Source organism: Empedobacter sp. R750, assembly GCF_030324345.1.
Classification (GTDB): Bacteria; Bacteroidota; Bacteroidia; order Flavobacteriales; family Weeksellaceae; genus Empedobacter; species Empedobacter falsenii_C.
The window spans coordinates 203,783-217,846 of sequence record NZ_JACAGF010000001.1 but is presented as its reverse complement, the minus strand read 5'-3'; the positions used below and the strand labels follow the sequence as shown (position 1 = coordinate 217,846).

The window sequence follows — 14,064 nt, the reverse complement described above, 5'->3', positions numbered from 1 at the left end:
ATAAAATTTTCCAATAAAAAAGCCTGAAAAACTCAGGCTAAAGATTTATTTTAAACTTTCTAAAGATTTATTTTCAAGAATTTCTAAAGTCGAATCTCTCAATTCAACCATCACTTTATTCAATGTACAAACGCCTTCGTTAGGGCAATCATCACATTTTTCATAGTAATTTTTACTTACACAAGGCAAAAGCGCGATTGGTCCTTCTAAAACACGAATCAAAGAAGCTAAACTGATATCTTTCGCATCGCGCGCCAAATAATATCCGCCTCCTTTTCCTTGTTTCGAATTAACGAAACCTAACTTTTTTAAATCCAATAAAATAGCCTCCAAGAATTTTTTTGGAATAACTTCTGTTTCAGAAATTTGTCCGATTAAAACTGGTTTGTTACTTTCTTGTCTGGCCAAATGAGCCATCGCTTTTAGTCCGTATTTTGTCTTTTTTGATAACAATTCTATAAGATTTAACTACAAAAATAACGTTGATTGTTGTATAAAACAAATATAAAATTAAATCGTTGAACCGAGATTTAAAAATATTTCATCAAAAAATCAATTACCTTTTGAGTTGTAGAATTATAGGGATAATTGAGAAATTTTGATGGTGACAAAAACCGATTGACTTTTAAGATCGGTTTCATATGCGAAAAATCTTTGAAACCTGCATAACCTGTTGAAGCTCCAATTCCAGAATTATTAACTCCACCAAAAGGCAAATTTGGATGTAAAACGTGTACTAATGTTTCGTTAATTACCACAGAACCAGATGAAGTTTCATTCTTAATTTTATCAATAAAAATAGAATCTTTCGAAAAAATATATAAAGCTAAAGGCTTTTCTTTCTGATTGATAAATTCAATTACTTCATTTATTTCTTTAAATGTATAAATCGGAAAAATTGGTCCAAATATTTCTTCTTCATTGATTATTACATTTATTGGAACATCTGTCAATAAACTTGGTTTAATGTACAATTCAGCTTCGATGTATTCATTTCCGAAAGGACAATTTGCACCATTTTCTATTGCATTTTCAATCAAGCTTTTTAATCGATTATAATTTTGAAGATTTAAAATTCTCGCCAAATCTTTCGATTGAGAAGGATCTTTTCCAAAGACTTTTTCTATGTGTTCAATAAACGTTTTTATAAATTGAGTTTGAAATTCTTCCTTTATCAAAATATAATCTGGCGCAATACATGTTTGACCAAAATTTATCAACTTTCCCCAAATTGCTTTTTCTACAATTTCTTGCATCGGAATTGTTCCATCAATAATCAAAGGCGACTTTCCTCCTAACTCCAACGTTACCGAAGAAAGATGCTTTGCTCCTGCTTGCATCACAATTTTACCCACTTTTGGCGAACCTGTAAAATGAATATGATTAAATTTTTTGGTTAACAAATAAGTTGTTTCCTCAATTTCTCCTTCAACTAGAGCGACATGATTTTCTTCAAAAACTTCAGAAATAATTTTATTAAGAACTTTTGAAACATTTGGACAAAACTCCGAAGGTTTAAGAATTGCTGTATTTCCAGCCGAAATACAAGCAACCAAATGCACTAAACACAATTGAAAAGGATAATTCCAAGGCGAAATAATCAAACAATTTCCCAAAGCTTCCGGTTGAATTTGCGCTTTTGAACCGAAAAAAAGTAGATTACTTGAAACTGATTTCGTTTTTGTCCAACAATTCAAATTCTTTCGAAATAATCGAATTTCAGCTAAAACTGGAAATATTTCGGTAGAATCAGCTTCAATTTTAGATTTTCTTAAATCCAAAAACAATGCTTCTTCTATTTCAGCACGATGATTTAGAATTGAATTTTCTAAGTTTTTCAAACTTTCTTTCCGCTGATAAACAGTAAGATGACGAATATTTGCTTTATTCTCACATTGCTTATCATAAATCTCATCTATTTTCGTTTTAAAATCTGACACATGAAAAAATTTGAACGTTAATTTACTACTATTTTGAGTATTTTTAATCCCAAAAAGCGACAAATGAAAAATAATCTTACTTTGGTTGATAAATTAAATCACATCAAAAATTTATTTATTATTGGTAAAAGTGATGGAAATTTGAATGAAAAAGAGATTCAAATTATCTCTGATATTGCCAAATACCATGAACTTTCTGCTAAAGATGTAAGTTATATTCTGAACGAAAACACGAAGTTTGATTTTACGTTGCCTAAAACATTTACAGATCGACTTTCTTTGTTGTACGACGCTGTTTTGTTAATGGTTGTGGATTTGAATATTCATCAAAATGAAAAGGCAATTTGCATTGATTTGGCTAAAAAATTTGAGTTTAATCCTCAAATTATTGATGAATTAATTGAGGATATTTTGAGTTATATTTTAGAAGGAAAAGAATGCGATGAAGTGATGGAATATTTGGTTAAATACTCCCATCCAAAGCAAAATTTGAATTAAATTTTTATTGAAAAAGCTGATAAATCGTTAACAAAGAAATCACACTCGTCACTCCTCCAATTACATAGTTGATATTCTTCAAAATAAATGAATCTTCTTCCGATTTTGAGTTAAAAAATTTCAGATACAGACCAAAAATAATCATCGAACCAACTACAACTCCTAAAGCAAAAACTGAGCTATTTGGTTGTCCAAAAACATTAACATTATACGAAACCAACGTTGCGCTTAAAAACACATAAAAAGGTATAGGAAAAACATTTACAGCGGATAACAATAATCCGTAAATGAATTTATTTTTTTGTTTTACATCACCTTGTTGTTTTAGCTTTTTATTCTTCTTTTTTTGATCTTGTTTCTTCGCAAAAAAGAGAAAATAAATTGTAATAATTACAAAAACAGCTAATCCAACTTCCCTAAAAATTTTGGTAACTTCTTCATTAAAATCAATAAATTTTGCTAGAAAAATTGCTAAATAAACCTGAATTGCAATCGTAACCGCAGTTCCAGACATAAAAGTATATGCACTTTTTACTCCTTCTTGTTTCCCAATTTTTACCACCGTCATATTCAACAATCCAGGAATGGACGATCCAATAAAAGCTGTGAAAATTCCGATTAAAAGTAGTTCTAAATACTGCATTAATTCTTTTTAAAAAGGTTTGCAAATTTAGACAAACTTGTTGGAGAAACCTATTGAAGTAATATGAATCATTCAAAAAAATATTACTTAAACGTCCATATTAACGCTGATTCTATTGATGAATTGAAAATTGTAAAATGATTTTGAGAAGGATCATGTAAATAATTCCAATTTGATTTCAAGTTATCTTTTTCTTGCAATTTTTCTACAAATTGATCAGTAAACTTTGAAATTGAAACTGTTTTAGAACTTGAAATCCAAATCTTTTTATTTACTAACAGATTAAAATCAAATTTTTCAAAATAAGAATCAAACAATTCGTGATTATTCCACCAAAGCGAAGGATCAATTGCAATAAAAGAATCAAAATAATGTGGAAAATAAAACAATATATCCATTACCAACAATCCGCCTAAAGACTCACCTACAATGATTTTCGAGTTATTTGTCTTGTAATTTTTCGAAATATGAGGAAGCAATTCTAACACAATAAATTTTTCAAAATTCTCTGCATTTCCATATTCTGGAACCCATTTTTTGTCTTTTACAACATTTGTATTTCTTGTAAAATCAAAATTTCGATTGATATTTTCGATTCCCACAATCATCAATGGTTGAATACGATTTGATTTAATTAACTCATCAATAAGCTTTGTTATTTGTTTAAATTTCTCATTAATGCCGCCATCCAATAAATACAAAACAGGCAAACTTTCATTTTTAAAACGTTCTGGAATCCAAACAAAAATATTTCTTTCTTGATTTAAAAATTCAGAATATAACTTTTCCTTTTTGTAATTTAATTCGCTTGACATATCTACTTTTTTGAGACTTTATTAAAGTTAATTGAAAAAAATCAATAAAAAAACCACTTCAAATGAAGTGGTTTTTAAATTTTATTTTGATAAAAATTACAATGAAGCTAATTGTTCTTCAATTTGTGCAATTTTTTCTAAAGCATCTGCCTCTTTTTTGCGTTCTGCATTAATTACTTGTTCTGGCGCACCAGCAACAAATTTTTCGTTTGATAATTTTTTACGAACAGAATTTAAGAAACCTTTGTTGTAATCCAACTCTTTTTGTAATTTCTCGCGTTCAGCTTCAATATCGATATTATCAGACATCGGAACCATAAATTCTAATGTCCCAACGCGGAAAACAAAACCTTTTTCTGGTTTATCTCCTGTATTGAAATTAGAAACATTTCCTAATTTAGAGAAAACATCTACATATATTTCGTTCGCAGCTTGAGCATCAGCAAAAACTTCTAAAGCTTCTTTTGGTGACATTCCTTTTTCTGAACGTAAACCACGAATTGCTGTTGTTGCTTCTTTTGTATTTTCGAAATTCTTGATAATTTCTTCGTTGAAAGATGTTACTTCTGGATATTTAGAAACAATCAGTGCTTCATCATCCGTTCTTTCAGCAATTAAATGCCAAATTTCTTCTGTTAAGAAAGGCATAAATGGATGTAAAACTTTCAATACATTTTCTAGATAAGAAATGGTTGCTGCATAAGTTTTTGCATCAATTGGCTCACCAAAAGTAGGTTTAATCGCTTCTAAATACCATGAACAGAAATCATCCCAAATCAATTTATAAATTGCCATCAATGAATCAGATAAACGATATTGATCGTAATTATGTTCGATATCTGCTAATGTTTGTTGGAATTTATTTTCGAACCATTCAACCGCTTTTGCTTGAGCAGAAGTTTGTTCTAAATCTTCTTTCACTTCCCAACCTTTGATCAAACGGAACGCATTCCAAATTTTATTAGCGAAATTACGTCCTTGTAAACACAAATCAACATCGAAAGGTAAATCATTCCCAGCAGGAGCCGTTAACAACATTCCCATACGTGTTGCATCTGCACCGTATTCATTCATCAATTCGATTGGATCTGGTGAATTCCCTAACGATTTTGACATTTTACGACCTTGTTTATCACGAACAATTCCTGTAAAATATACATTTTCGAAAGGTAATTCGTTGCGATACTCATATCCAGCCACAATCATACGTGCTACCCAGAAGAAAATAATATCTGGACCAGTTACTAAATCTTGTGTTGGATAATAATAATTGATTTCTTCGTTTTCTGGCTCATTGATTCCATTGAAAACAGAAATTGGCCATAACCAAGAAGAAAACCAAGTATCTAACGCATCTTCGTCTTGACGTAAATCTTCGATTGTTAATGCTGCATTTCCTGTTTTTTCTTGTGCTAATGGTAAAGCTTCTTCTTTTGTTAAAGCCACAACGAAATCTTCGTTTCCATCACCATAGAAAAATGCAGGAATTTGGTGTCCCCACCATAATTGACGAGAAATGTTCCAATCTGTTACATTTTCCATCCAATTACGATACGTATTTTTAAATTTCGCAGGATGAAATTTAATCGTATCATTCATTACATTATCTAAAGCTGGTTTAGCTAAATCTGTCATTTTCAAGAACCATTGATTAGAGATTTTAGGCTCAATCACCGCTCCTGTTCTTTCAGATGTACCAACTTTATTATTATAATTTTCTACTTTTTCAAGTAAATCTTTTTCTTCTAATTCTTTCTCGATTTCTTTACGCGCTTTGAAACGATCTAATCCAGCATAATTTAATCCTAAATCATTCAATTTCGCATCATCTGTAAAAATATCAATGAAATCTAAGTTATGTTTTTTACCTAATTCATAATCATTCACATCGTGTGCAGGCGTAACTTTAAGACATCCTGTACCAAATTCGATGTCAACATATTCGTCTTCAATAATATTTACTTTACGACCAACGATTGGAACAATAACTTGTTTTCCTTTCAACCATTCGTAGCGCTCGTCATTTGGATTGATACAAACCGCAGAGTCACCAAAAATTGTTTCAGGACGAGTTGTCGCCACAACAATATATTGATCAGTTCCATCAACTTGATATTTTAAATGATATAATTTTCCATTTTTATCAACATGGATAACTTCTTCGTCAGAAATATTTGTCTTCGCTTCCGGGTCCCAGTTTACCATACGGTATCCACGGTAAATTAATCCTTTGTTATATAAATCAACAAAAACACGTTGAACAGATTCAGATAAATCTGGATCCATCGTAAATTTTGTACGATCCCAATCGCAAGAAGCTCCTAACTTTTTCAATTGATCTAAAATAATTCCACCATGCTTATGCGTCCAATCCCAAGCATGATTAAGAAATTCTTCACGACCAATATCAAATTTAGAAACACCTTCCTCTTTTAATTTCGCAACAACTTTCGCTTCAGTAGCAATCGAAGCATGGTCTGTCCCTGGTACCCAACAAGCATTGAATCCACGCATACGCGCACGACGAATTAAAACGTCCTGAATCGTATTATTTAACATATGTCCCATGTGTAAGACTCCTGTTACATTTGGTGGTGGAATGACGATTGTGTAAGCTTTTCTTTCATCTGGAGTAGATTTAAAATACTTCTTCTCCATCCAGTATTCATACCATTTTCCTTCAACTTCCGTTGGCGTATATTTAGATGCGATTTCCATTATTTATATATGACTTAAAATAAATTTGGGCAAATTTACACAATCTGCCTTAAACTGCCTAGTATATTAAATATATATTATAAAATTGGAATGTTATTTGTAATAAATTCGAAAGTAATTTTATTTAAAGTAAAATTCTTTTGTACATTTGATTATAAATTAATTATCGTCATGAAAAAATTAATGTTTTTAGGTGCTTTTGCTTTAGGCGTTACAAGTTTATTTGCTCAAACACTTAGTTTAGAAAAAGAAGAAATTCAATTTGGAAATATAAAGTTGAATACTGAAGTAACAGCTAAGATGAAAGTAACCAATTCTGGTGATAAACCTTTAATTCTTAAAAGCGTTGTTGGATCTTGTGGATGTACAGTTCCTGAATATCCTACAACACCTATCGAACCAGGAAAATCTGCGGATATTACTGTTAAATATTCAAGTGGTTCTGTGACTGGAGATTTTAATAAATCTGTAACAATTACATCTAACGATCCAGTTTCTTCTCGAAAAATTTTCAGAATAAAAGGAAAAGCAGAATAATAGTAAAGCAAGTTATTTAACTTGCTTTTTTTGTTCTTCTTTCAAAATGTTTAAAATCTTCTCTCTTTTTTTTCTGTCCATTTTTTCAAAATAAAAGCCTTTTTTTACATCAGTAGAATCAATTTGTTGTAGATAAATTTGATATTGTAGAAATTTTTCTAATTTGGTTTTACTTATATTTAAATTATTAATGTTCAATTCATTTTCTTTATAATTTCCTGGAATTAAAATTTGATCAAAATTTATACTTCTTATATAAGAAAATGATTTAATATTTTTGAAATAATCACCTTTAAAAATAGAAAATATTAAAATAAATGAAGTAATATATACAAATATTAAACTTAATAATTCTGAATATTTATTAAATATTTTTAAGTTAACTAATTTAAAAATAATTAATAAATCAATAATTAATACATCTAATAAAAATCTAAATTGATTAGAAAAAATTAATATTATTAATAATTTCACTATACAACAGAATATTAACGATTTTATAAAATAATTCTTTTTATAGAAGCCTATTAACAAATTGAAAATTGTTAAACAAATAATTAAAAGAAAAATTATTGTTCGAGAAGATGATTGAAAAAAAATAGCTTGAAAATATTCAGTTGTATTCATTCTAGCTACTTCTTCAAACGTAAACGAATCTTTAAGTGGAATAAATTTACCGTTCTGTGCAGATAATTCATATAAATGCTGTGGTGAAGCCCATTCCAAACCTTTTATTGAAGAAAATTCTAAAGGAAATAAAGGATTTGCTGAAACAATAATTCCTTTACAATAAAGCAATAAAAATAAGTAAAAATAAATTCTTGTCTTTTAAATTTTTGTATTCTTTATTTCTTAAATATTCAATTCCAAAAAATAAAATTAATACAATACTTATTGGTTTAATTACAAATAAAATAGCAGCGTAAAAAAGGTAATCAGACGCTTTATTTTTATAACGTAAATATTCATTGATTAATAGAATCGTAAGAACAAAAACAGGAAGATCTGGTGAAGGAGTATTTAAAAAAAATATAAAAAGGAGATTAAAAATGAGAAGTTTTTTCTGCTTCAATTCGAAAACATAGAGATTGAAGATTAAAAATAAACAAAAATTTAATCGATAATAAATATCCAATGTTTCGTTAATAGAAGCTTGCAAAATATGCCAAAAACTATTTTGCGCCAAAACCCATTCAAAATTAGAAAGCCCTTTTACAAAACCAGCAAAATCTAACCATTTTATTGTCGGAATATAATAACCAAAATGATCTAAAATAAAAGGATACGTAACGGCGACCAACAATCCAACAAAAGTAAAAGCATAAAAATATCGTGATATATTTTTAAGTTTCAACAAACTTCGCTTCACTTCGTTTCTATGATAAATTAATGATAGAATCGCAATTAAAATTAATACTACTTCGTATGTAAAATTTAATGGAAGAAAAAATGCGACGAAAAAACTTATCAGTCCAACTCCTATCATTCCATTTATGACTGTAAACGAAATAGTTGAATTAATTCGAGGAAAAATTTTCTGAAATAAAAATCCAAAGCCTAAAAAATAGAAAAATAAGGCGATTGATAAAAAAAACTGAAAAACCATTATTTACCTAACAATCTTGAAGTTACATGATTGCTAAATGATTCAATTTCATTTGATTTTAGAAATTTAACTTTCATTGTTCCGTCAAAATCTTCTACTGAAATGATTTCAATTTCATCATTCAAATGAATATTTTTAGAATTCAAATATTTCAAAAATTCATCTGAAGAACCAATGACAGCACAAATTTCCACTTTCTCACCTTCTTTAAATTCTGCCAACTTTTTGTAATTAATAATTTCTATTTTTCCATTTTTATCAGGAATTGGAGAACCATGCGGATCTAATTTAGGAAAATTTAATAATTCGTCCATTTTATCGAAAAAATTTGAACTTTGAATATGTTCTATTTGCTCTGCAATCTCATGAACTTGTTCCCAACCAAATCCCATTTTATCTACCAAAAACATCTCTGTCAATCGGTGTTTTCTTACAATCAAAGAAGCTTTTAAAATTCCTTTATCAGATAACCGAAGTGGTTTATACGATTCATAAATCACCAATTCTTTTTCAGCTAATTTTTTCATCATACTATTTACAGTAGGCATTTTAATTTCCAAATGCTTACTCAAATCCTTCACATTCACTTCTCCTTTTCCATTTTCAGAAAGATGAAATAATGCTTTTAGGTAATTTTCTTCGACCAATGAATTCATAAAAACAAATATAGTTGAAAATTAAGTAAAATTTAATAATTCATTTTTAATAATATTTTTGTTAGATTTGTCTAACTTTTTAATTTGATTATAATTTTTACTTGATATGAAAACAACATTTTATTTATTCATTGCTTTAACCTCCATTCTATCAAATGCTCAGGAACAAAAAGATTCTATTTTCGTGAAAGATCCTTCAGAAAATTTAGATGAGATTGTAGTTACAGGAACAATGAAAGCTGTAAGAAAATCTGATAGTCCAGTTCCAATTGAAATCTATACACCAAAGTTTTTTCAAAAAAATCCAACACCTTCATTATTTGACGCTGTACAATTAATAAATGGTGTTCAACCGCAACTAAATTGTAACGTTTGCAACACAGGTGATATTCATATTAACGGAATGGAAGGTCCTTATACCATGATTTTAATTGATGGAATGCCAATTGTTTCTTCTCTATCTACAGTTTATGGTTTGAGCGGAATTCCGAATTCTTTGGTTGAACGAATAGAAGTCGTAAAAGGGCCAGCATCTTCCCTTTATGGAACAGAAGCTATGGGAGGTATAATTAACGTAATTACGAAATCTCCAAAATCTGCTCCAAAATTATCTTTAGACGCCTTTACTACTTCTTGGTTGGAAACCAATCTTGATGGAGGATACAAATATAATTTAGGAGAAAAGGTAAATGGTTTATTTGGCTTTAATTACTTTAAATATGACAATAAAAAAGATAAAAATAATGACGGTTTTACAGATGTAACGTTACAAGATCGTATTACATTATTCAATAAATTTGATTTTGAACGTCAAGAAAATAGAACAGCTTCCGTTGCTTTACGTTATTTATACGAAGATAGATGGGGAGGTCAAATGAATTGGAAAAGAAAACTACACAGAGGAAGTGACGAAGTTTATGCAGAAAGCATTATGACAAATCGTTTTGAAGCGATAGGAATGTATCAATTACCTGTAAAAGAAAAAATAATGACACAATTTTCTTACAATTTTCATCAACAGAATTCATTTTATGGTCCAGAATCGTATCAAGGAAAACAACAAGTTGTTTTTGCTCAAGCTTATTGGGATAAAATAATTGGACAACATAGTTTACTTTTAGGATCTTCATTCAAGTATACTTATTACGATGATAACACAAGAGGGACTGGAGAATATGATGAAGATAATAATCTAATTAAGAATAACCCTATGAATACACCAATTCCTGGTATTTTTGTACAAGACGAATGGACATTAAACTCTGAAAATAAATTATTACTTGGTTATCGATTTGATTATGATAAAACACATAAAGGAATACATTCTCCAAGAGTAGCTTATAAATTTTCACCTTCATCTCATCATACTTTAAGAGCAAGTTTTGGTACAGGATTTCGTGTTGTAAATGTTTTCACAGAAGATCATCGTGCATTAACTGGAGCTAGACAAGTAGTTTTTGAAAATGAATTAAAACCTGAAAAATCATATAATGGAAATATTAATTATGTGTTCAAACTACCAACTTCTTTTGCAGCTCTAAATTTTGATTTCACAACATTCTATTCTTATTTCACAAACAAAATTATTGCTGATACAGATACTGACGAAACAAAGATTATCTATGACAATTTAGATGGACACGCAATATCTCAAGGAGTTTCTTTAAATATAGATGCAACATTTGACTTTCCTCTAAAAATAATGCTTGGCGCAACCTATATGGATGTTTACAAAAAAGAAAATGGCGAAAAAGAAGTTCAATATCACGCACCGAAATGGTCTGGAAATTTCTTAGCAAGTTATGCATTCAAAAAAGGTTTTACTATTGATTTAACCGCCAATTATAATGACAAAATGAAATTACCTCGCGTAGAAAATGATTATCGACCTGAATATTCAAAGCCAACTTTTATTGCCAATATTCAATTGAGTAAATCATTCAAAAATAATATTGAAATCTATGGTGGAGTAAAAAATATTTTTAATGTTTTACCAAAAGGCGATGTTATTGCTCGTTGGTGGGATCCATTCGGAGAACCAGGAAATGGCATTACTCCTCCTAAAGGAAGAAACGATGTTATTTTTGAGCCAAATGATTACAGCTATACACCTATGCAGGGAACAAGAGGTTTTATAGGTGTCCGATACAATTTACGTTAATGAAAATCTGGTACTTCATATTCATTTTATCATCATTGAATCTCCAAGCACAGATTTCATTAGAAAAATTTAATTCAATTTTTAATGAAAATCCTAAACCAATTCTGCTTTATTTTTCAACCAATTGGTGTAGTTACTGTATGATTCAAAAGAAACAATTAGAAAAAGATAATGAATTACTTCAAATTCTAAATAATGACATTTATTTTATTGAATTTGATGCAGAAACAAATGAATCTATTATTTTTTTAAACAAAAAATATGAACCTAAATCGAATAAAAAAACTCATCCATTTTTGGAAGAATTTATTGATAAAAACGAACAAATTAGTTATCCATATTGGGTTTTAATCTCAAAAGATTTTAAAATTGAAATGACTTATGCTGGATTAATTAAAAATAAACCACTAAAACTTTTATTGAAAAAGTATTTACAAAAACCTTAATTTTTAGATTTACAAAAAAAAGCCTCAATGTTAATTGAGGCTTTTTAATCACAAAAATTTACTCAAACGCAATTATCGAAAGTTTTGGATTTTCAATAATCTCTTTTTGTTTGAGCTTTTCTATATCAATCACACCAACAATGTGATTGTAATTTTTACTTTGATAACGCTCTTCTATTTCATCAAAAATGTTTGAAACATCATCTGCTTGATTCTCAAAACCGATATAAATTCTCTTTTTTCCTGTTTGATTAAAAACTCCTTCTTCTTTGTTTTCATATTTTCGAATCGAATATTGATAATCATATTTTAACGCAGAAATATCACTCAAAACAGCCGAAGAAGTTGGGAAACGTCCTGCTCCTTTTCCGTATAAAAATTGTTCATCCGAAAGCGAACTTCCAATCAAAACACCATTATATTCGTTGTTTACAAGCGCAATTGTTTTATTTAATTCAACAAAAGTTGGTAAAACTGTTGATGTAATTTCACCTGTTTGATGATTAATTTTAGAATTCGCAATCAACTTTATTGTATAATTTTTTTCTTTCGCGTATTTAAAATCTTCCACTTTCAATGAGGTAATTCCTTTTCGAATAACTTGCTCAACATCAATCTTTTTACCAAAAGCATGCAAGGTAATAATTGCTAATTTACTCGACGCATCAAAACCCTCCACATCAGCCGTTGGATCAGCTTCTGCAAAACCACTTTCTTGCGCTGCTTTTAAGGCATCTTGATACGACTCATTTTCATTTGCCATTTTCGTCAAAATGTAATTTGTTGTGCCATTTACAATTCCTGAAACATAATTCAATAAATCGTTATCAAAATATTCTTCTAAATTTCTAATAATCGGAACTGATCCACAAACAGATGCTTCATAAAGAAAAGAAACATTATTTTTTGCTTGCAAATCCAATAATTCTTTGTGATGATCGGCAATCAATTTTTTATTTGCACTTACCACATGTTTTCCTTTATTGAACGCTTTTATAATGATATCATGCGCCGCATCAGCATCCGAAATTAACTCAACAACAACATTTATTTCATCATCATTTAAAATATCATCCGCATTAGTCGAAAATAATTCAGACGGAGCATTTCTAGGTTTAGAATTATCTTTAATCACAATTTTTTTAATTGCAGCATTCAACTGTGGTTTTTCTTCCAATACCTTGTAAATTCCTTCTCCTACAACTCCAAATCCGAACAATCCGATATTTATTTTTTTCATGTATTCTTTTGTTTTAATAATTTTTTATCAGAGAAGAGTGAAGAAAAAAATGGTTCAATCGCATAAAAACAATTGAACCATTTTGAATAAAGAATATTATTGAATGATTGGTTTACAGTAGTTTTTATTCATCTTTCCTATAAGGATGGATTTAGCACCTTGATTCGTTAATCAGGTTGCTAAAGTTTCTTTGGGCCATTTCCCTCCACTTTTCTTGATAAAATGTAAATTTTAATGAACTATTTCTGAGGACAAATTTAGGCGAAAGAATTCTATATTTCCAAATTAATTTCATTGTTGTAATTTAATATTTTCCGTAATTAGTAATAAAAACACACAAATCATGAATTTTATTCTATAAATATAAATATGTAAAAATAATTTTCTAAAAAACACAATTAAAAGAAAAAACAAATCTTAATATTTTTTAATAAAAATAGGTTTTTATTAAAAATATTCTAAAAACAATTAGTTTTAACAATTGATTAAAATATTATTTCTTTAAAAATATCATTTTAAAGAATATTTTTCTAAAATAAATTTCAAAAATGACCTATTAGAGATTTTGAACTATTTCAAACAAAAATTATTTCTATGAACCAAATTCTAAACTCGTTTTTTTCAATCTTGATTTTTTTATTCTCAATACTTTAAATAATTTTGCACATAGCTTTATAAAGAAAGATGGAGGGAATAGGCCCGTTGAAATCTTAGCAACCCAAAGTATAGTTGGGTGCTAAATCCTACTCAAATAGAGAAAGATAAGGACACTCACCTCACACTTCTTCCCATAAGGCTTTTAAA

13 protein-coding genes and 2 riboswitches are annotated in these 14,064 nt (G+C 28.9%); of the genes, 4 read left to right on the top strand and 9 right to left on the bottom strand.

The annotated features are described in order from the left end of the window. Positions 1-45: 45 nt before the first annotated feature. Positions 46-453, bottom strand: a complete 408-nt coding sequence (locus HXZ74_RS01145; protein ID WP_038334449.1) for an RrF2 family transcriptional regulator — start codon at positions 451-453, stop codon at positions 46-48. Between the two features lie 77 nt (positions 454-530). Then, entirely contained in the window at positions 531-1,940 is a 1,410-nt protein-coding gene (locus HXZ74_RS01140; RefSeq protein WP_286473445.1) for an aldehyde dehydrogenase family protein, read from the bottom strand. A 63-nt stretch (positions 1,941-2,003) separates the two neighbouring features. Between HXZ74_RS01140 and HXZ74_RS01135 the strand changes: the two genes are divergently transcribed. Then, positions 2,004-2,438 carry a hypothetical protein gene (locus tag HXZ74_RS01135; protein WP_038334450.1) on the top strand — a complete coding sequence of 145 codons (435 nt, stop codon included), beginning with the start codon at positions 2,004-2,006 and terminating at the stop codon, positions 2,436-2,438. A gap of 4 nt (positions 2,439-2,442) precedes the next feature. On the opposite strand, the gene HXZ74_RS01130 is transcribed toward HXZ74_RS01135, so the two are convergent. The 3 genes from HXZ74_RS01130 to HXZ74_RS01120 form a co-directional block, all read right to left on the bottom strand. Further along, complete coding sequence (locus HXZ74_RS01130; protein WP_038334451.1) at positions 2,443-3,081, bottom strand: LysE family transporter; 639 nt, start codon at positions 3,079-3,081, stop codon at positions 2,443-2,445. An 83-nt stretch (positions 3,082-3,164) separates the two neighbouring features. Further along, positions 3,165-3,896 carry an alpha/beta hydrolase gene (locus HXZ74_RS01125; RefSeq protein ID WP_115000630.1) on the bottom strand — a complete coding sequence of 244 codons (732 nt, stop codon included), beginning with the start codon at positions 3,894-3,896 and terminating at the stop codon, positions 3,165-3,167. A gap of 96 nt (positions 3,897-3,992) precedes the next feature. After that, positions 3,993-6,614, bottom strand: coding sequence for a valine--tRNA ligase (locus tag HXZ74_RS01120; protein WP_286473442.1), 2,622 nt, complete (start codon positions 6,612-6,614; stop codon positions 3,993-3,995). A gap of 90 nt (positions 6,615-6,704) precedes the next feature. On the opposite strand from HXZ74_RS01120, the gene HXZ74_RS01115 reads away from it, so the two are divergent. Then, complete coding sequence (locus tag HXZ74_RS01115) at positions 6,705-7,151, top strand: DUF1573 domain-containing protein (RefSeq protein ID WP_257468262.1); 447 nt, start codon at positions 6,705-6,707, stop codon at positions 7,149-7,151. A gap of 12 nt (positions 7,152-7,163) precedes the next feature. Here the strand turns inward: HXZ74_RS01115 and HXZ74_RS01110 are convergent, their stop codons facing one another. Genes HXZ74_RS01110 through HXZ74_RS01100 form a run of 3 tightly spaced genes read right to left on the bottom strand, consistent with a single transcriptional unit; the run spans position 7,164 to position 9,413 of the window. Next, positions 7,164-7,877, bottom strand: a complete 714-nt coding sequence (locus HXZ74_RS01110) for a DUF8201 family protein (RefSeq protein WP_286473440.1) — start codon at positions 7,875-7,877, stop codon at positions 7,164-7,166. 58 nt (positions 7,878-7,935) lie between these two features. Further along, a complete protein-coding gene (locus HXZ74_RS01105; protein ID WP_286473439.1) occupies positions 7,936-8,757 on the bottom strand; it encodes an LIC_10190 family membrane protein in 822 nt (273 codons plus the stop codon). Next, a complete protein-coding gene (locus HXZ74_RS01100) occupies positions 8,757-9,413 on the bottom strand; it encodes a metal-dependent transcriptional regulator (protein ID WP_286473437.1) in 657 nt (218 codons plus the stop codon). The genes HXZ74_RS01105 and HXZ74_RS01100 overlap by 1 nt, the downstream gene beginning before the upstream one ends. A 106-nt stretch (positions 9,414-9,519) precedes the next feature. Here HXZ74_RS01100 and HXZ74_RS01095 point away from each other — a divergent pair, with 106 nt between their 5' ends. After that, a complete protein-coding gene (locus HXZ74_RS01095; RefSeq protein ID WP_286473436.1) occupies positions 9,520-11,574 on the top strand; it encodes a TonB-dependent receptor plug domain-containing protein in 2,055 nt (684 codons plus the stop codon). Beyond that, entirely contained in the window at positions 11,574-12,020 is a 447-nt protein-coding gene (locus tag HXZ74_RS01090) for a thioredoxin fold domain-containing protein (protein ID WP_286473434.1), read from the top strand. Before HXZ74_RS01095 ends, HXZ74_RS01090 begins: the two co-directional genes overlap by 1 nt. Positions 12,021-12,078: 58 nt before the next feature. Here the strand turns inward: HXZ74_RS01090 and HXZ74_RS01085 are convergent, their stop codons facing one another. Beyond that, the gene (locus tag HXZ74_RS01085) at positions 12,079-13,260 is read right to left on the bottom strand and encodes a homoserine dehydrogenase (RefSeq protein ID WP_038331702.1); all 1,182 of its coding nucleotides are present in this window, start codon (positions 13,258-13,260) and stop codon (positions 12,079-12,081) included. A gap of 125 nt (positions 13,261-13,385) precedes the next feature. Next, positions 13,386-13,484, bottom strand: a riboswitch (SAM riboswitch). 445 nt (positions 13,485-13,929) lie between these two features. Then, a riboswitch (SAM riboswitch) is annotated at positions 13,930-14,028 on the top strand. Positions 14,029-14,064 lie beyond the last annotated feature (36 nt).

What these genes read in the sequence shown, in the direction of transcription:
- HXZ74_RS01090 (WP_286473434.1), top strand. Translation starts at nt 11,574, where the DNA reads ATGAAAATCTGGTACTTCATATTCATTTTATCATCATTGAATCTCCAA.
- HXZ74_RS01105 (WP_286473439.1), bottom strand. Translation starts at nt 8,757, where the DNA reads ATGGTTTTTCAGTTTTTTTTATCAATCGCCTTATTTTTCTATTTTTTA.
- HXZ74_RS01120 (WP_286473442.1), bottom strand. Translation starts at nt 6,614, where the DNA reads ATGGAAATCGCATCTAAATATACGCCAACGGAAGTTGAAGGAAAATGG.
- HXZ74_RS01125 (WP_115000630.1), bottom strand. Translation starts at nt 3,896, where the DNA reads ATGTCAAGCGAATTAAATTACAAAAAGGAAAAGTTATATTCTGAATTT.
- HXZ74_RS01085 (WP_038331702.1), bottom strand. Translation starts at nt 13,260, where the DNA reads ATGAAAAAAATAAATATCGGATTGTTCGGATTTGGAGTTGTAGGAGAA.
- HXZ74_RS01130 (WP_038334451.1), bottom strand. Translation starts at nt 3,081, where the DNA reads ATGCAGTATTTAGAACTACTTTTAATCGGAATTTTCACAGCTTTTATT.
- HXZ74_RS01135 (WP_038334450.1), top strand. Translation starts at nt 2,004, where the DNA reads ATGAAAAATAATCTTACTTTGGTTGATAAATTAAATCACATCAAAAAT.
- HXZ74_RS01100 (WP_286473437.1), bottom strand. Translation starts at nt 9,413, where the DNA reads ATGAATTCATTGGTCGAAGAAAATTACCTAAAAGCATTATTTCATCTT.
- HXZ74_RS01115 (WP_257468262.1), top strand. Translation starts at nt 6,705, where the DNA reads ATGTTATTTGTAATAAATTCGAAAGTAATTTTATTTAAAGTAAAATTC.
- HXZ74_RS01095 (WP_286473436.1), top strand. Translation starts at nt 9,520, where the DNA reads ATGAAAACAACATTTTATTTATTCATTGCTTTAACCTCCATTCTATCA.